Genomic DNA, 18,699 nt, shown 5'->3' with positions numbered 1-18,699 from the left:
CATGTCGGTTAACAACAATAATGAGTTTGCGAGGCCTTCCGTGATCCAGTTTTTACTAAACCAGGAACTCCGTAGCGAGCACGCCCTGGACCCGAACCTGACCGTGCTCAATTACCTGCGCGAACATGTGGGCAAACCCGGCACCAAAGAAGGCTGCGCCAGCGGTGACTGTGGCGCCTGCACCGTGGTGGTCGGCGAGTTGCAGACAGACGACGATGGTCGCGAACACATTCGCTACCGCAGCCTCAACTCGTGTCTGACCTTTGTTTCGTCGCTGCACGGCAAGCAACTGATCAGCGTCGAAGACCTCAAGCACCAAGGCGAGCTGCACAGCGTGCAAAAAGCCATGGTCGAGTGCCACGGCTCGCAGTGCGGTTTCTGCACCCCCGGCTTCGTCATGTCGCTGTTCGCACTGCAAAAGAACAGCGACGCGCCCGACGCCCATAAAGCTCACGAAGCGCTGGCCGGCAACCTCTGCCGCTGCACCGGTTATCGGCCGATCCTGGCCGCCGCCGAGCAATCTTGCTGCGGAAAACAACCCGACCAGTTCGATGCGCGAGAAGCGGACACCATCGCTCGCCTGAAAGCCATCGCTCCCACCGACATCGGCGAACTCAACAGTGGCGACAAGCGCTGCCTGGTGCCGCTGACCGTGGCCGATCTGGCCGACCTCTACGACGCTTATCCACAGGCTCGCCTGCTAGCTGGCGGTACCGATCTGGCGCTGGAAGTCACCCAGTTCCACCGCACCTTGCCGGTGATGATCTACGTCGGCAACGTCGCCGAAATGAAACGCATCGAACGCTTTGACGACCGCCTGGAAATCGGCGCCGCTACCGCCCTCTCCGACTGCTACGACGCCTTGAAGGCCGAATACCCGGACTTCGGCGAATTGCTGCAACGCTTCGCTTCCTTGCAGATCCGCAACCAGGGCACCCTGGGCGGCAACATCGGCAACGCCTCGCCAATCGGCGACTCGCCACCGCTGCTGATCGCCCTCGGCGCGCAGATCGTCCTGTGCAAAGGCGACGTTCGCCGCACGATGGCGCTGGAAGATTACTTCATCGATTACCGGGTGACCGCGCGTCAGGAAAGCGAGTTCATCGAAAAGATCATCGTGCCGCGCGCCAGCGTTGAACAACTGTTCCGCGCCTATAAGGTGTCCAAGCGTCTGGACGATGACATTTCCGCCGTTTGTGCCGCGTTCAACCTGCGCATCGACACCGGCGTGATCGCCGACGCCCGCGTTGCTTTCGGCGGCATGGCGGCCATTCCAAAACGCGCCAAAAACTGCGAAGCCGCCCTGCTGGGTGCGCCGTTCAACAACGCCACCCTCGAACGCGCCTGCGCTGCATTGGCCGAAGACTTCACGCCACTCTCGGACTTCCGCGCCAGCAAGGAATACCGCCTCCTCAGCGCGCAGAACCTGCTGCGTAAATACTTCATCGAATTGCAAACACCGCACATCGAGACTCGGGTGACCGCTTATGTCTAATCATCACGCTGTAGAGAAGACCCAAGCCGAACTGGCTGAATTGTTCGCCAAGGACCTGACCACCGGCGTCGGCCGCAGCGTCAAGCACGATAGCGCCGACAAGCACGTGTCCGGTGAAGCGCAGTACATCGACGATCGGCTGGAATTCCCCAACCAGCTGCACGTTTACGCACGGCTGTCGGACCGCGCCCACGCGAAAATCCTCAGCATCGACACCCAACCCTGCTACGCCTTCGAAGGTGTGCGCATCGCCATCACCCACGAAGATGTGCCGGGCCTGAAAGACATCGGCCCACTGTTGCCGGGCGACCCGTTGCTGGCCATCGATGACGTGCAATTCGTCGGTCAACCGGTACTCGCCGTGGCGGCAAAAGACCTGGAAACCGCGCGCAAAGCGGCCATGGCCGCGATCATCGAATACGAAGATCTCGAGCCCGTTCTGGACGTGGTCGAAGCCCTGCGCAAACGCCACTTCGTGCTCGACAGCCATACGCATCAGCGCGGCGATTCGGCCACTGCGCTTTCTACTGCCGAACATCGCATTCAAGGCACGCTGCACATCGGCGGCCAGGAACACTTTTATCTGGAAACCCAGATCTCTTCGGTGATGCCGACCGAAGACGGCGGGATGATCGTTTACTGCTCGACCCAGAACCCCACCGAAGTGCAGAAATTGGTGGCGGAAGTGCTGGACGTGTCGATGAACAAAATCGTCGTCGACATGCGCCGCATGGGTGGTGGTTTCGGCGGCAAGGAAACCCAGGCCGCAAGCCCGGCGTGCCTCTGCGCGGTGATCGCGCACCTGACCGGTCAACCGACCAAAATGCGCCTGCCGCGTGTCGAAGACATGCTGATGACCGGCAAGCGTCACCCGTTCTACGTCGAATATGACGTCGGCTTCGACAGTACCGGGCGACTGCATGGTATTGCCCTGGAACTGGCGGGTAACTGCGGTTGTTCGCCGGACTTGTCGGCATCGATTGTCGACCGTGCGATGTTCCATGCCGACAACTCTTATTACCTGGGCGATGCAACCATCAACGGTCACCGTTGCAAGACCAACACCGCGTCGAACACCGCTTACCGGGGCTTCGGAGGCCCGCAAGGGATGGTCGCGATCGAAGAAGTGATGGACGCGATTGCCCGCCATTTGGATCTCGATCCGCTGGCGGTGCGCAAGGCCAACTACTACGGTAAGACCGAGCGCAACATCACCCATTACTACCAGACCGTCGAGCACAACATGCTCGAGGAAATGACCGCCGAACTGGAAGCCAGCAGTCAATACGCCGAGCGCCGCGAAGCGATCCGTCGCTACAACGCCAACAGCCCGATCCTGAAAAAAGGCTTGGCACTGACCCCGGTGAAGTTCGGTATTTCCTTCACTGCCAGTTTCCTCAACCAGGCCGGTGCACTGATCCACATCTATACCGACGGCAGCATTCACCTGAACCATGGCGGCACCGAAATGGGTCAGGGCCTGAACACCAAAGTTGCGCAAGTCGTGGCTGAAGTGTTCCAGGTGGAAATGGACCGCGTGCAGATCACCGCGACCAACACCGACAAGGTGCCAAACACTTCGCCAACCGCTGCGTCGAGCGGCGCCGACCTCAACGGTAAAGCGGCGCAGAACGCGGCGGAAATCATCAAGAAACGCCTGGTGGAATTCGCCGCGCGGCAATACAAGGTCAGCGAAGAAGACGTGGAATTCCACAACGGTCACGTGCGGGTTCGCGATCACATCCTGACGTTTGAATCGCTGATCCAGCAGGCGTATTTCGCCCAGGTTTCGCTGTCGAGCACCGGCTTCTACAAGACCCCGAAAATCTACTACGACCGTAGCCAGGCCCGTGGTCGGCCGTTCTACTACTACGCCTTCGGTGCGGCCTGCGCCGAGGTGATCGTCGACACCCTGACCGGCGAGTACAAGATGCTGCGCACCGACATCCTCCACGACGTCGGCGACTCGCTGAACCCGGCGATCGACATCGGTCAGGTCGAGGGCGGTTTCATCCAGGGCATGGGCTGGCTGACCATGGAAGAGCTGGTGTGGAACGACAAAGGCAAACTGATGACCAACGGCCCGGCCAGCTACAAGATCCCGGCGGTGGCAGACATGCCATTGGACCTGCGGGTGAAGCTGGTGGAAAACCGCAAGAACCCGGAAGACACGGTGTTCCACTCCAAGGCTGTAGGCGAGCCGCCGTTCATGCTTGGCATCGCCGCTTGGTGCGCGATCAAGGACGCCGTGGCCAGTTTGGGCGACTACCAGCATCAACCGAAAATCGATGCACCGGCGACCCCGGAGCGGGTGTTGTGGGGCTGTGAGCAGATGCGGCAGTTGAAGGTGGCCAAGGCCGTGGAAGCCGAATCCGAGGTGGTGGTTTGATCGTTCCCACGCTCTGCGTGGGAATGTCGCCCGCGACGCTCTGCGTCGCATTGTGAACAGCGGACGCGGAGCGTCCAGAGATGCATTCCCACGCAGAGCGTGGGAACGATCTTGAGAGGTGAAACATGTACAACTGGATCGACGCCCTCGCCGACCTGCAAACCCGAGGTGAGCCCTGCGTGTTGGTGACCATCATCGAAGAGCTCGGCTCGACGCCGCGTAATGCCGGCTCAAAAATGGTCATCAACGCCACGCAAACGTTCGACACCATCGGTGGCGGGCATCTGGAATACAAGGCCATGCAGATCGGCCGCGAGATGCTGGCCAGCGGTCGGCAGGACACCCATCTGGAGCGCTTCAGCCTCGGCGCCAGCCTGGGCCAGTGCTGCGGTGGCGTGACCGTATTGCTGTTCGAACCGATGGGCCAGGTTCAGGCGCAGATTGCCGTGTTTGGCGCTGGGCACGTCGGTCGGGCGCTGGTGCCGCTGCTCGCCAGCCTGCCCTGCCGGGTGCGCTGGATCGACTCACGGGAAGCCGAGTTCCCCGAACAGATTCCCCACGGCGTACGCAAAATCGTCACCGAAGAACCGCTGGATGAAGTCGATGATCTGCCCGCCGGCAGCTACTGCATCGTCATGACCCACAACCACCAGCTTGATCTCGAACTCACCGCCGCGATCCTCAAGCGCAACGACTTCGCCTACTTCGGCCTGATCGGTTCGAAGACCAAACGAGTGAAGTTCGAACACCGCCTGCGTGATCGCGGTTTCGACAGCAGCGTGCTGCAACGCATGCGCTGCCCGATGGGTATCGGCGAAGTCAAAGGCAAGTTGCCTGTGGAAATCGCCATCTCCATCGCCGGCGAAATCATCGCCACCTATAACGCGAATTTCGGCCGGCACACTGCCAGCGCCGGATCATCGATCGCCAAACTGCTGCCTGCTTCACGCCGCAGTCAGGCTTCCCATTGAGAACCCCCATGCCCCAGACTCGCAAAGCCTACCGCGCCGCCCTCCTGCACAGTATCGCCGACCCCGCCGAAGTGGGTATCGAAGCCTCATACGAGTATTTCGAAGACGGCCTGCTAGTGGTCGATAATGGCCAGATCAGCGCCATCGGCCACGCCAGCGAATTGCTGCCGACCCTGCCAGCCGACATCGAGATCACCCATTATCAGGACGCACTGATCACCCCCGGCTTCATCGACACCCACATCCATTTGCCGCAAACCGGCATGGTCGGTGCCTATGGCGCGCAACTGCTGGACTGGCTCAACACCTACACCTTCCCGTGCGAAAGTCAGTTCGCCGACAAGGCCCATGCAGATGAAGTCGCGGATATTTTCATCAAGGAACTGCTGCGCAACGGCACCACCACTGCACTGGTGTTCGGCAGCGTGCATCCGCAGTCGGTGAACTCGTTTTTCGAGGCAGCCGAACAGTTGGACCTGCGGATGATCGCCGGCAAGGTGATGATGGACCGCAACGCGCCGGACTACCTGACCGACACCGCCGAATCGAGCTATGTCGAAAGCAAGGCGCTGATCGAACGCTGGCACGGCAAGGGCCGCCTGCACTACGCGGTCACCCCGCGCTTCGCGCCGACCAGCACCCCGGAACAATTGACCCTCGCCGGTCAGTTGCTCAGCGAATACACCGGCTTGTACATGCAGACTCACATCAGCGAAAACCTCAAGGAAGTCGAGTGGGTCAAGGCGCTGTTCCCGGAGCGCAAGGGCTACCTGGATGTCTACGATCACTATCAATTGCTCGGCGAGCGCTCGGTGTTCGCCCACGGTGTGCACCTGTGCGACGACGAATGTGCGCGACTGGCGCAGACGGGTTCAGCGATTGCGTTCTGCCCGACCTCGAACCTGTTCCTCGGTAGCGGCCTGTTCAATCTGCCGATGGCCGAGAAACACAAACTGAATGTCGGCCTGGGCACGGACGTTGGTGGCGGGACCAGTTTCTCGCTGCTGCAAACCCTGAACGAAGCCTACAAAGTCATGCAGCTTCAAGGCGCGCGACTGAGCCCGTTCAAATCGCTGTACCTGGCCACCCTCGGCGGTGCCCGCGCGCTACGACTGGAGGACAAGATCGGTACCCTGCAACCGGGCACCGACGCGGACTTCCTGGTGCTGGACTACAACGCCACGCCGTTGCTTGGTTATCGCCTGAAGCAGGCCAACAACATTGCCGAGACGTTGTTTGTATTGATGACGCTGGGGGATGACCGGACGGTGCTGCAGACGTATGCGGCGGGGAATCTGGTGCATCAGCGCTAAATCTTTCGGGCATAAAAAATCCCCCGTCGCTTTTCAGTCCGGGGGATTTTTATTGCCTGTCAGAAAGCCATCGGTGCAACGCGGTCTGACTTAAAGCTTGGCTGTTGAACGTCCAGGCTTCTTGGTCTGCAACAAATGCGAGAACACCGCATGCAAATCATCCGACGCACTTTCTTCGTCGAGGTTGAGTTTGCTGTCGATGTGGTCCATGTGATGCATCATCAGGTCCACCGCCAGCGTCGCGTCCCGGGCTTCGATGGCATTGATCAACTGGGTATGTTCATCGTAGGAACAGTGGGAACGGTTGCCACTTTCATATTGGGCGATGATCAACGAGGTCTGGGACACCAGGCTGCGCTGAAAGCTGATCAGCGGCGCGTTTTTCGCAGCTTCTGCCAACTTCAGATGGAACTCGCCCGACAGCCGGATACCGGCGCCGCGATCGCCACGGGAGAAGCTGTCGCGCTCGTCGCTGACCATCTGCCGCAGTTCGGCGATTTGCTCGGCGGTGGCGTGCTGAACGGCCAGTTCGGTGATCGCCCTCTCCACCAGACGCCGGGCCATGAATACTTGGCGAGCTTCTTCGACACTCGGGCTGGCGACGACCGCACCGCGATTCGGTCGTAGCAACACCACGCTTTCATGGGCCAGACGCGACAGCGCGCGGCGAATGATGGTGCGGCTGACCCCGAAAATTTCCCCCAGCGCTTCTTCGCTCAACTTGGTGCCGGGCGCCAGACGCTGTTCGAGGATGGCCTCGAAGATATGCGCGTAGACAATATCGTCCTGGGTACCGCTGCGGCCGGCTTTGCCTGCTCGCGGTTGTTTCTTGAGGGGTTGCAACTGTTCGTTCATGGGCACTCGAGTCGGGAGAACTGCGGCGAATTGACCGTGACTGTAATACGGCACAGTGGGTCGCTGGCAAGTATCGCGTAAAAAACACCGCGATTGTACACAATGAAAGGTGGCAACACGACTGTACGGCTGTTTGTCGCCTTCGCTGTATTGCAACGACCGGTTACTTTTCAGTTTAGGCTTGAACGCAGAATCCGCAGCCAAATGCGATGCCCTGTAGGAGCGAGGCTTGCCCGCGAAGGCGTAGTGTCAGTCGATATCAATGTTGAATGACACGACGCCTTCGCGGGCAAGCCTCGCTCCTACAGGGTTCATCAGAACAAGGAACACCACCGTGATGACCGACGCCACGCACACGCAGCTTCGCCCCCTGACCGATACGTCGCCTTCAGCCATCGTCGCCGGGTTCATCGCCATGATGACCGGCTACACCAGCTCACTGGTGCTGATGTTCCAGGCCGGGCAAGCGGCGGGGCTGACCAGCGGGCAGATTTCGTCGTGGATCTGGGCGATCTCGATTGGCATGGCGGTGTGCTCGATTGGCCTGTCCCTGCGTTATCGCACGCCCATCACCATCGCCTGGTCGACCCCCGGCGCGGCGTTGCTGATCACCAGCCTGGGCGGGGTCAGCTATGGAGAGGCCATTGGCGCCTATATTACTTGCGCGGTACTGGTGACCATTTGCGGCTTGACCGGCAGTTTCGAACGGCTGGTGAAAAAGATTCCTGCCTCATTGGCAGCAGCGTTGCTGGCGGGAATTCTGTTCAAGATCGGCAGCGAGATTTTTGTCGCCGCCCAGCACCGCACTGCGCTGGTCCTGGGGATGTTCTTCACCTATCTGGTGGTCAAACGCCTGTCGCCGCGCTACGCCGTGCTGGCCGCGCTGTTGATCGGCACCGCACTGTCAGGGCTCATGGGGCTGCTGGATTTCAGTGGCTTCCATCTGGAAGTCGCGACGCCGGTCTGGACCGCGCCGCATTTCTCCCTGGCCGCGACCATCAGCATCGGCATCCCGCTGTTCGTGGTGGCGATGACCTCGCAGAACATGCCGGGCATCGCCGTATTGCGCGCCGACGGCTACAACGTGCCTGCCTCGCCGCTGATCACCACCACCGGCATTGCCTCGTTGCTGTTGGCGCCGTTCGGCTCCCATGGGATCAACCTGGCCGCCATCAGCGCGGCAATCTGCACCGGGCCGCATGCCCATGAAGATCGCAACAAGCGCTACACGGCAGCGGTCTGGTGCGGGATTTTCTACGGGATTGCCGGAGTGTTCGGCGCGACGCTGGCGGCGTTGTTTGCCGCATTGCCTAAAGAGTTGGTGCTGTCGATTGCCGCGCTGGCGCTGTTCGGCTCGATCATCAATGGGTTGAGCATTGCCATGGCGCAAGTGCAGGAACGGGAAGCAGCGCTGATCACCTTTATGGTGACGGCGTCGGGGCTGACGCTGTTTTCCATCGGTTCGGCATTCTGGGGGATTGTGGCGGGAGTGTTGACGTTGGTGATTCTGAACTGGCGCAAAGCCTGAGGGGCCCTTCGCGGGCAAGTCGAATCGCCGCACTGCTCGCTCAGGTTCAGCGCGAAGCCCTTGTAGGAGCGAGCGGTGCGGCGACCCGACTTGCCCGCGAAGGCATCCCCGATATCGACACTTCAAGTGGTCAGCGCCGCACCGGTAATCATAACCAAGCCAACGATTCAAGGACCATGACGCGCAAAGGATTGCTTTCTACGCTCAGCAGCTTGATGGCCAAGGCGCAGCAGACCACGATCAACATGGGTTTAATCAACCGTGGACCGACACGAACAGCGGCTCGTGCACCCAATTGAGCGCCGATGAAGGCCGCCAAAGCCATGGCTATGGCAATCGGCCAAATAATCACACCTTTGGTAATAAAGACCGACAAAGAACCCAGGTTGCATGAGGCGTTGGCAAGTTTGGTAAAACTCATGGCCCGCATCATGCCCAAGCCGCAGAGAAGTACAAACCCGACAATAAAGAAAGAGCCCACACCGGGGCCAAATATACCGTCGTAAAAGCCCAGGATTGGCGCGACGGTAAACGAAAAAAGCAAAATGCCGATTCTCTTGCGTCGATCTTCATTGACCAGTTTGGGAGAGAAAGCAAAATAGATTGCCACCAGAATCAGCATGACAGGCACGCAAACTTCCAGATAGCGCTTATCAATAGAGCTGACCAGCAAGGCACCACTGGCGCCGCCAATAAACCCGCAGATCACCAGGAAACGGCCTTCGCGCCACTCGATCATTCCTTTGCGAGCAAAGGTTACAGTGGCCGAAATTGTTGCTGAAGCGGCCTGGAACTTGTTCGTTGCAATGGCACTGATCGGATCTACACCTGCCAGAAACAATGCAGGTAAGGTAATCAAGCCCCCACCACCGGCAATCGCATCAAAAAAACCGGCGAAAAAAGCGACAAGCGCCAACATGCCTATTAAATCCCAAGACATTGCATTCTCTCTTTCTAGTTATTGGCCAGTAATCACATGACTAGCAGCTTGGACGCTTAAAAAATCAGCCCTGCAGCAGTAACGGGTCCTCTGAAATAACGACAGGGGAAGAAAATTTTGAAAGCCCGAAAATACGTACCAGGACCCGTCTGTTGTCTTTGATGACATCGCGACAGTGCAGGGATCGGACGTTATTGATGACCATGGCCGACTCTTGCGTCAGCGTGTATTCGACTGGAGTTGCTTCGCTTACCCCTTGGCAAAGGGCGGCATAGGCCGTTTTGACAAAATTCGAGGCGTTGTCATTGACCGAAAAGCGATATGAGTTGAAGCGCGCTGCGAACCCGACCTTGTCGTCAAACTCCAGAATCGAAACGTTACGGCCATCTTCCCCTTTGCCACTGACAAAGGAGTCGCTACGAGTGAATTGGAAGTTACCCGTGGTCAGAGCGAGGCAGTTGGTGACGCCGATTTTTTTCAGTATGGGAAGCAGCGGGATGACCCGCGTAGGTTCCAGGCTCGGGTTCCACAGGGCGGAAAGTATGAGCGAGGACGGAGACGGCGAGTGCCCGTCTTTCGCGTTCATGGCGCACCAGTAAGGCGCCTCGGTATGCGGGCCAAGCGCGAGGCCGGAATGGGAACTCAGTTCTTTGATGTCCGGCTCGGCATTGATTTTGATGAGCCCGCCACCTTTGAAGTTGGCCACCAATCGAACCAGTTTTCCTTCGTTGTCCATGTCATAGGCAAAGGAAATGTTATCCACCAGTTTCAGCAAGATCTGATTACGGGCCGCCAGGAAAAGGACGTCGTATCGACTTTCCAGGAATGTCAGGTCTGGTAGTTCATTTGGAGGGCTGCCATCAGTGATTTTTTGCAGCCCTTCAAAGATCAACACGCAAACAAGGCCATTGGAGTAGGCCGCCAGTAGTTCGCATTGGTCTTTCGAAAACGAGAACTTTAATTCGGTGGCTGCCAGAGAGGCTTTGGACTTGGCGCCTTGTGCCTGCGGCCCGCCAATGGCGGCCAGTTCTTCAGCGAACCTGTGAAGCAATATTGACTGCCTAATATCAAAGCTGAAAATTCTGATTTCCTGTTCAGTAAAAAGCTTAGCGTTTTCGACGTACTGTTTGATGGCGTCAGTCATTGCCTACATCCCTGTTGTGTATCTGCTCCCGGTTATGCGGCAGCTCCTCCTCCGATTCTGCCCAATCCGATGATCAGCGTATGTCATCCATTTCCGTTAAAGCATACGGAACGTTCCGGCAGACCTGAGAGACTGCCAGGAAAGGCCGATGCTTCTCAGGCCGCGCCACGCGGCTCTTTTCCGGCCACCATAGCCAAGCTGGTTGCGCTTACGCGCAACGCGCTATGCCTGGCGCAGGCATAAAAAAACGGCGACCCTGGGGTCGCCGTTTTTTTTGAACATCAAGCTACCGGATTGATCGGCTTTTCCGGGTACCAGACGTCGATCAGCGGGCTGACGGTTGCTTCGGTCAGTTCGCTGCGGCCTTTGAGCCAGGCTTCAACAGCGGCACGCTGCTCTTCGGAAACCGAGCCACGCTTCTGCAGGCAAACCAGACCGAAGTCGTCGCCGCCCACATAGCCCAGACCGTTGGCTTCCATGGCTTCTTTCAGGAAAGCGTCGAGGAAAGCATCAATGGCTTCATCAGCCAAATCTTCTTTGAAATCCAGGTTCAGTTCGAAACCCAGCTCTTGAAATTCATCGACGCACAATTTTTTGCGCAGACGCTGGGAACGGTTAGTCGCCATTGGAACAATCCTCAAAAGTAATAACGGGCCGCACTTTAGCAGTTTAAGGCGCCGATTGCCCGCCTCAGAACGGCGCTACGCCTACCGTCGGTAAAAAAATAGCGGATTAGAAGACCGGAGTAAGGCACAAGCCATTACACCTTGGGGCATAATGCCGACACTTTCATGACCACTGAGGGAATTTATCTCCATGCCCTCGTCTTTGTTCCCCTCGGCTGTAGGGTTTTATTTCAGATGATCAAATCTTTGCGTCCATTGCTGCTGGCAAGTCTTCTTCTGCCCCTGGCCCTTCCCGTTTCCGCCGCTTCGATCAACACCGCCCTGTCGCCCAACGTCGAAAAGGCCCTCAAGGCCAGCAAGTTGCAGGACAGTGCTCTGTCGCTGGTGATGATCCCACTCAATGGCCCGGGCACCCCAACCATTCATAACGCTGACGTTTCGGTTAACCCGGCCTCGACCATGAAGCTGGTGACCACGTATGCTGCGCTGGAAATGCTTGGCCCGAACCATCAGTGGAAAACCGAGTTCTACACCGATGGCACCCTCAGCGGTGGCATCCTCAACGGCAACCTCTACCTCAAGGGTGGCGGCGATCCGAAGCTGAACATGGAAAAACTCTGGCTGCTGATGCGCGATTTGCGCGCCAACGGCGTGACCCAGGTCACCGGCGACCTGGTGCTGGACCGCGGCTTCTTCGTGCAACCGCAACTGCCTGAATTCAACGACGATGGCAATGACGAAAACAAACCGTTCCTGGTCAAACCCGACGCGCTGCTGGTCAACCTCAAGGCCTTGCGCTTCGTTGCTCGCAACGACTCGGGCAAGGTCCTGGTATCAGTCGAGCCGCCGATTGCCAGCATCCGCATCGACAATCAGGTCAAGGCGCTCAACTCCAAGCAATGCACCGGTGGCGTGCGCTACAACCCGGTGACCCAGGCTGATGGCAGCGTCACCGTGACCGTCGGCGGCCAGTTGGGCGAAGGTTGCAGTTCCCAGACCTACCTGTCGCTGCTCGACCACGCGACCTACACCGCCGGCGCCGTGCGGGCGATCTGGAAGGAATTGGGCGGCAGCATCCAGGGCCAGGATCGTCTGGCGCCGACGCCGAGCAACGCCAAGGTGCTGGCCCGGGCCTACTCCCCAGATCTGGCGGAAATCATTCGCGACATCAACAAATACAGTAACAACACCATGGCTCAGCAGTTGTTCCTGAGCCTTGGCCAGAAGTTCCGCACCGATGCCGATGGTGATGACGCCAAGGCCGCCCAACGCGTGGTGCGTCAATGGCTGGCGCAGAAAGGCATCACCGCGCCGCACCTGGTGATGGAGAACGGCTCCGGCCTGTCCCGCTCCGAGCGGGTGAGTGCGCGTGAGATGGCTGCAATGTTGCAAGCCGCGTGGCGCAGCCCGTACTCCGCCGAGTTCATCAGCTCGATGCCGATTGCCGGCACCGACGGCACCATGCGCAAACGCCTGAAGACCACCGCGATGCGCGGTGAAGCCCACGTCAAGACCGGTACCTTGAACACCGTGCGCGCCATTTCCGGCTACAGCCGCGACATCAATGGCAATACCTGGGCAGTGGTGGCAATCCTCAACGACAAGGCACCATTTGGCGCCTCCTCGGTGCTGGATCAGGTGCTGCTGGACCTGTATCGCCAGCCGAAACTGCCGACTACGGCTTCGGTGTTGTAATCCCCAACCTGATCGTTCCCACGCTCTGCGTGGGAACGATCACAAGCCCCCTCGCCACACAGGCTCGCTCCCACAGGGATTGCATGCAGCCTGGGTTAATTCATCTGCCCCTCAACCCGATCCCTTCCCGCCTGCTTCGCCGCATACACCCCTGAGTCCGCCCGCAACAGCAGCGCATCCGCGCCCTCTCCGGCCTTCCAACTGGCAATCCCGAAACTCGCAGTGACGATCCCGACCTCGTCGATCGGCGCACTGCGCAACCCTTGCCACAACTCCACGGCCAGCACATGAGCCTGTTCGCCGTCGATGTCCGGACAGAGCACCATGAACTCTTCGCCCCCCAGGCGACAAAACACATCAGTGCGCCGCAGGCGACCGCCAATACGCTCGCACACGGCCTGCAAAACCCGATCGCCCACGGCATGACCGTGCTGGTCATTGATGCGCTTGAAGTGATCGATGTCGAGCATGATCACCGACAACTCGCCGCCGCCGCGCTCGACCCGGGCCATTTCGGTGGTCAGGCGCTCCTGGAAATAGCGACGGTTATAGATTCCGGTCAGGGAGTCGGTCACCGACAGTGCGCGCAATTCCTCTTCCACGCGCTTGAGGTCGGAGATGTCCGAAATGTAGCCATGCCAGAGCACACCACCGCCGGGCAGCTCCTCCGGGGTCGCTTCACCGCGGACCCAGCGCAGACCACGCTGGGGTAATTGCACGCGGTATTCCTCACGCCATGGGCTGAGGGTGTGCGCCGATGCCTGGATCGACGCGCGGACCCGGCGCGCATCCTGAGGATGAATCCGCGCGAACACCGCCTCGGCGTTGTGCAACAGCACGTCCGGCTCGAGTTCGTAGATTTCGCGGATACCGTCGCTGGCGTAGATCACGCTGAAGCGCCCATCGAATTCCATCTTGAACTGGTAAATCCCGCCGGGCACATGAGCGCTGAGCTTCTTCAACAACAGGTCCCGTGCCGCCAGAGCCTCGTGGACGCGCTTGCGCTCGGTGATGTCGATACAGATCGCCAGGTGCCCGACCCACAAGCCTTGCTCATCGAGGACCGGGGTCGCCAGCATATTCACCGGCAAATGACTGCCGTCGTGACGGAGCAGCGTCCACTCCCGGGCTTCGTGACCGCCCTCTTCCCCGCCTTCGACCAACATCGCCTGGCACGTCGGGATCGGCTTGCCATAGCGCGCGCTCAACTCCGCCGAGCGCGCTTCAAGCTCCCGGGGCAGGTGCAGATTTTCCAGGGTCATGTGGCCCACGGCCTGCGCACTGGAGTAACCGAGCATTTGCTCTGCACCGGCATTGAAGGTGCTGATAATCCCGCGCAAGTCAGTGGCAATGATCGCCACCTGAGTCGCGGCATCCAGCACACCGCGCAACTGCCCATGGGTGCCGCGCAACTCTTGCTCACGGTCGTGAAGTTCCTGGGTCCGCTGCTCCACCATTTTCAGCGCCCGCTGGCGCTGGCTGACCAACACATAGAGCAACACACTGAGCAACACACTGAGCAAACCGCCGAGCACCACCAGGCTGGCTACCGAGGAATGGTTAGCGTTCAGGAACGCAGCGCTGGGGCGCATGTCCACTTGATAATCGTGGTCGGCCAGACGCAGTAATCGCGTGGAGGACAAGTCACTGGCCCCCGCCGTGTTGGTCGACTCGTACAACACTTCGCGCTGATCATCGGTAGACAAGTCGAGGATTCGCACCGAGAGAGAGTCGTGATTCTCCTCCGGCAGCCCGTCCGCCAGCAGCTGACGCATGCTGATCACCGCCATGACGTACCCGGCGGGCGCGGCACTCGGGAGGTTCTGATGATTGACCGGCGCCACCAGCAACACACCCCGCGCATAGGCGGGCTCGATGCCTACCAGATGCAACGGTTGCGACACGACCATGCTGCCACTGCGATCGGCTCGCTCCAGAGTCGAGCGCCGCAGGGGCTGCGCCAGCAGGTCATAACCCAGCGGCGTGGGCAATCGGCTCTGGGTTTGGGTATACAGCACCGGCACGTACTCGTTCCGTTCCGCGGCCGGCTGCAACTGGCCATCGGCGGTGAGTTCGCGAAAGGTGAAATTGCTCAAACCCTCTTCAAGCACCGCGCGCTCAAGTAGAGGTCGTTCAGCGCGGGAAACCCGTGGAGCCCAGGAATAGGCCTGGGTGCGACGTAAAAGAGGCTTGGTGTAACCGTCGAATTCTTCGCGGGACACCGTCCCGGAATAGACAAAGAACCGGCGCAGGCCGTCGAGGCGCTGCTCCTGATCTTCGAAACGTTCTTCAATACGGCTGTAACGTTCACTGGCGAGCAGTTGAAAACGTTGCCGCAATTGCTGATGAAACTGATTGAGCGTTGCCCAGGCCAGCAATCCCGTGAGAATCCCGCCGACGAGTAATACCAGCAGCGCGACCAGCCAGGCCGAAACATCTTCGCGGATAAAACCCAGGATCTTGGGGCGCACGGCGTGCAACGACATAAAAACAACTCAAAACGCCAAGTGCCGGAAAAGCCCATTGGCCATGAATGGAGTTATAGCTATTAGCCACTAATTTGACCAGCACTGAACAACCCTCTGTAGGAGCGAGCTTGCTCGCGAAGGCGGCAGCGCAGTCAACATTGATGTTGCCTGACACACCGTCTTCGCGAGCAAGCTCGCTCCTACATCCATGGATCAGCGAGCAGTGATCTTCCACGCACGGTGGATTTTGCCATTACGGGCGAAATCCGGATCGATGGTCTGGGCGGTGATTTCTTCAACGGCATAACGCTCGGTGAGGTTTTCCTCAAGCGTGAACTTGCGGAAGTTGTTGGAGAAATACAACACCCCGCCCGGCGCCAGGCGCGCCATGGCCAGATCGATCAACTGCACCTGGTCACGTTGCACGTCGAAGATCCCTTCCATGCGCTTGGAGTTGGAGAAGGTCGGCGGATCGATGAAGATCAAGTCATACTCGTCACGGCAGGCATCGAGCCACGCCATCACGTCGCCCTGCTCCAGACGGTTCTTGTCGGAGAAACCGTTCAGCGAGAGGTTGCGACGCGCCCAATCCAGATAAGTTTTCGACAGGTCGACGCTGGTGGTGCTGCGCGCACCGCCCTTGGCCGCATGAACGCTGGCGGTCGCGGTGTAGCAATACAGGTTGAGGAAGCGCTTGCCGGCCGCCTCTTTCTGAATCCGCATGCGCATCGGCCGGTGGTCGAGGAACAGCCCGGTGTCGAGGTAGTCGGTGAGGTTCACCAGCAGCTTCACGCCGCCTTCGTTGACCTCGTTGAACTTGCCCTGCGCGCTCTGACGTTCGTACTGCTTGGTGCCGCTCTGACGCTCGCGACGTTTGACCACCACGCGGCTCTTGTCGATGTTCAACGCTTGCGGAATCGCCGCCAGGGCATCGAACATCCGCGCCGAGGCTTTTTCCGGGTCGATGGATTTCGGGGCAGCGTATTCCTGAACGTGGACCCAGTCGTGATACAGGTCGATGGCCATGGAATATTCCGGCATGTCGGCATCGTAGACGCGGTAGCAGTCGATGCCTTCACGCTTGACCCACTTGCCCAGCGCCTTGAGGTTTTTTTGCAGACGGTTGGCAAACATCTGCCCGCCTTCGCTCAGGCGCGGCTGCTCGACCACCACCGGTGCCGGTTTGATCGGGTTGCCGTTCTTGTTGTACTTCTCGTACTTGCCCGGCGCTTCGATGTTCGACGGCGCATCGGACTCGGCCTGTTCCCGCTCGATCTGGCGCTGTTCCGGAGTACGACGCTCGCCGGTGACGAACTGGTCCGGCGTGACCTTGATCAGCAGCAATTTGCACGGCAAGGCGCCGTTCCAGAACGAATACTGCTTGTGGCTGCGGATGCCCATGCGCTTGCCCAGGTCCGGGGCGCCAGTGAACACCGCCGCTTCCCAGTTCAGGCAGGCCTGACGCAGACGTTCGCCGAGGTTCTGGTAGAGGTAGAGCAGGCTCGCCTCATCGCCCAGACGTTCGCCGTACGGAGGGTTGCAGATCACCAGGCCTTTCTGGTTCTGGTCCGGGCGCGGCTCGAACGTCGCGACTTCACCCTGGTAGATCTTGATCCACTCGCTCAGGCCGGCACGTTCGACGTTGTTGCGGCCCGGTTGAATCAGGCGTGGGTCAGCTTCGTAACCGCGAATCCACAGCGGTGGCTTGGCCAGGCCGGCAGCGGCGCGTTCGGTGGCTTCTTCGTGGAGTTTTTTCCACAACGCCGGCACGTGACCGAGCCAGGCGGTGAAGCCCCATTGCTCGCGACGCAGGTTCGGTGCCATATCGGCGGCGATCATCGCAGCTTCGACCAGGAACGTACCAACACCGCACATCGGGTCAGCCAGGGCTCCGCCATCGGCGGCAATTCGTGGCCAGCCGGCACGGATCAGAATCGCCGCCGCGAGGTTTTCCTTCAGTGGTGCCGCGCCTTGCTGCAAGCGATAACCACGCTGGTGCAGGCTGTGACCGGAAAGGTCGAGGGACAGGATCGCTTCGCCACGGTCCAGGCGCAGGTGAATACGCAGGTCCGGGTTGAGTTTGTCGATCGACGGACGGTCGCCCTGCGGGGTGCGCAGTTTATCGACGATCGCATCCTTGACCTTCAAAGCGCCGAAGTGCGTGTTGTCGATACCCGAACCGTGACCGCTGAATTCGACAGCCAGAGTGCCATCGTTGAGCATGTGGTCTCGCCACTCGATATCCAGCACGCCGTGGTAGAGGTCTTCGGCGTCCTTCATCGGGAAGCGCTTGAGCACCAGCAGCACGCGGTTCGCCAGACGCGACCACAGGCACAGGCGATAGGCGGTTTCCATGGTGGCCATGCCGCGCACAGCCGAGGTGTGCTCACGTGCTTCCTCAAGGCCAAGCCCGACGGCTTCCTCGATGAGCAGGCCTTCAAGGCCTTTGGGGCAAGTGAGGAAGAGTTCGAAACGATCGGACATGGTAATTCCAGAGCCTTTAGCTAAGTGAATCGGCAACGCATTGCCGATCCGGTTTTCAATCAGGCGCTTTTCTAACAGAACGCCCGCGTGGCACGAAGGTGTGCCGTTCCCACCCTGACTGCTCGGGTTAAAAGAGCTTAGATGCCAGGGCAGATATAAAAGTTGATGCAACAAAATGTCATAAATCGACCCTTCGTCGAATAGTCCCCAAATGCAATGGGGGTCACTTTCGTTAAAGGCTCAGCCCTGTGAGCCGCGCAGGGCCGATCATACCGGGGTTTGGCCAATAAACACGGGACAAATAACGTGTTACTTATGGCCATACCATCTTTATGGTTACGTTCTTATGACAAAACGATCATTCCCTCGATGTGACGCATTGGTTAGAACTCAACTCAGGTTGACGTCGCAACGGCGTCAACACCTTGGCTCGCGACGCCGGCAGCGAGCCACCAACGGCAGAATTTTTCTGCCTGACCTCGATTGAGGTCGACGCGATACATACAGTCAACAAGTGAGGGCAACACCCTATGAGAAGACTTAAGCGTGATCCGTTGGAAAGAGCATTTTTGCGCGGATATCAATATGGCGTTGGTGGTAAATCCCGTGAGCTTTGCCCTTTTACTCTACCGTCGGTACGCCAAGCCTGGATCAATGGCTGGCGAGAAGGACGCGGCGACAACTGGGACGGTATGACCGGCACTGCGGGAATCCACAGACTCAACGAACTTCACGCCGTCGGCTAATACAGGGCACACACTCCGACACGACAATCTGATTACGCAACGACT

General features: G+C 59.2%; 13 protein-coding genes. 7 read left to right on the top strand and 6 right to left on the bottom strand.

Features of this window, described 5'->3' with window-relative positions; genetic code table 11:
* Positions 1-40: 40 nt before the first annotated feature.
* The 4 genes from xdhA (at position 41) to guaD (ending at position 6,168) form a co-directional block, all read left to right on the top strand.
* The gene (xdhA, locus tag CKW20_RS05450) at positions 41-1,495 is read left to right on the top strand and encodes a xanthine dehydrogenase small subunit (RefSeq protein ID WP_095051982.1); all 1,455 of its coding nucleotides are present in this window, start codon (positions 41-43) and stop codon (positions 1,493-1,495) included.
* The gene (xdhB, locus tag CKW20_RS05445; protein WP_095051981.1) at positions 1,488-3,884 is read left to right on the top strand and encodes a xanthine dehydrogenase molybdopterin binding subunit; all 2,397 of its coding nucleotides are present in this window, start codon (positions 1,488-1,490) and stop codon (positions 3,882-3,884) included. The genes xdhA and xdhB overlap by 8 nt, the downstream gene beginning before the upstream one ends.
* A 125-nt stretch (positions 3,885-4,009) precedes the next feature.
* Positions 4,010-4,855, top strand: coding sequence for a xanthine dehydrogenase accessory protein XdhC (gene xdhC, locus CKW20_RS05440; RefSeq protein ID WP_095051980.1), 846 nt, complete (start codon positions 4,010-4,012; stop codon positions 4,853-4,855).
* 8 nt (positions 4,856-4,863) lie between these two features.
* Positions 4,864-6,168 carry a guanine deaminase gene (gene guaD, locus CKW20_RS05435; protein ID WP_095051979.1) on the top strand — a complete coding sequence of 435 codons (1,305 nt, stop codon included), beginning with the start codon at positions 4,864-4,866 and terminating at the stop codon, positions 6,166-6,168.
* 90 nt (positions 6,169-6,258) lie between these two features.
* Here the strand turns inward: guaD and CKW20_RS05430 are convergent, their stop codons facing one another.
* Positions 6,259-7,023: a GntR family transcriptional regulator gene (locus CKW20_RS05430; RefSeq protein ID WP_095051978.1), complete on the bottom strand. Its 765-nt coding sequence runs from the start codon at positions 7,021-7,023 to the stop codon at positions 6,259-6,261.
* A gap of 337 nt (positions 7,024-7,360) precedes the next feature.
* On the opposite strand from CKW20_RS05430, the gene CKW20_RS05425 reads away from it, so the two are divergent.
* On the top strand, positions 7,361-8,551 hold the full coding sequence (locus tag CKW20_RS05425; RefSeq protein ID WP_095051977.1) for a benzoate/H(+) symporter BenE family transporter: 1,191 nt from the start codon (positions 7,361-7,363) through the stop codon (positions 8,549-8,551).
* A 148-nt stretch (positions 8,552-8,699) separates the two neighbouring features.
* On the opposite strand, the gene CKW20_RS05420 is transcribed toward CKW20_RS05425, so the two are convergent.
* The 3 genes from CKW20_RS05420 to CKW20_RS05410 all read right to left on the bottom strand — a co-directional run bounded on the left by CKW20_RS05420 (position 8,700) and on the right by CKW20_RS05410 (position 11,261).
* On the bottom strand, positions 8,700-9,491 hold the full coding sequence (locus CKW20_RS05420; protein ID WP_095051976.1) for a TSUP family transporter: 792 nt from the start codon (positions 9,489-9,491) through the stop codon (positions 8,700-8,702).
* 64 nt (positions 9,492-9,555) lie between these two features.
* The gene (locus CKW20_RS05415) at positions 9,556-10,635 is read right to left on the bottom strand and encodes a hypothetical protein (protein WP_095051975.1); all 1,080 of its coding nucleotides are present in this window, start codon (positions 10,633-10,635) and stop codon (positions 9,556-9,558) included.
* Between the two features lie 281 nt (positions 10,636-10,916).
* On the bottom strand, positions 10,917-11,261 hold the full coding sequence (locus tag CKW20_RS05410; RefSeq protein ID WP_007896965.1) for a YggL family protein: 345 nt from the start codon (positions 11,259-11,261) through the stop codon (positions 10,917-10,919).
* A gap of 234 nt (positions 11,262-11,495) precedes the next feature.
* Between CKW20_RS05410 and dacB the strand changes: the two genes are divergently transcribed.
* Complete coding sequence (gene dacB, locus CKW20_RS05405) at positions 11,496-12,956, top strand: D-alanyl-D-alanine carboxypeptidase/D-alanyl-D-alanine-endopeptidase (protein ID WP_095051974.1); 1,461 nt, start codon at positions 11,496-11,498, stop codon at positions 12,954-12,956.
* 95 nt (positions 12,957-13,051) lie between these two features.
* On the opposite strand, the gene CKW20_RS05400 is transcribed toward dacB, so the two are convergent.
* Together CKW20_RS05400 and rlmKL are read right to left on the bottom strand one after the other, a co-directional pair.
* Entirely contained in the window at positions 13,052-15,442 is a 2,391-nt protein-coding gene (locus CKW20_RS05400; RefSeq protein WP_095051973.1) for a GGDEF domain-containing protein, read from the bottom strand.
* A gap of 195 nt (positions 15,443-15,637) precedes the next feature.
* The gene (gene rlmKL, locus CKW20_RS05395; protein ID WP_095051972.1) at positions 15,638-17,908 is read right to left on the bottom strand and encodes a bifunctional 23S rRNA (guanine(2069)-N(7))-methyltransferase RlmK/23S rRNA (guanine(2445)-N(2))-methyltransferase RlmL; all 2,271 of its coding nucleotides are present in this window, start codon (positions 17,906-17,908) and stop codon (positions 15,638-15,640) included.
* Between the two features lie 530 nt (positions 17,909-18,438).
* Here rlmKL and rmf point away from each other — a divergent pair.
* Complete coding sequence (rmf, locus tag CKW20_RS05390) at positions 18,439-18,654, top strand: ribosome modulation factor (RefSeq protein ID WP_003223300.1); 216 nt, start codon at positions 18,439-18,441, stop codon at positions 18,652-18,654.
* The last annotated feature ends 45 nt before the right edge of the window (positions 18,655-18,699 follow it).

The organism is Pseudomonas sp. Irchel s3b2, assembly GCF_900187445.1.
Classification (GTDB): domain Bacteria; phylum Pseudomonadota; class Gammaproteobacteria; order Pseudomonadales; family Pseudomonadaceae; genus Aquipseudomonas.
Note: the sequence above shows the minus strand (reverse complement) of the source record. Positions and strands in the feature narration are given on the sequence as shown.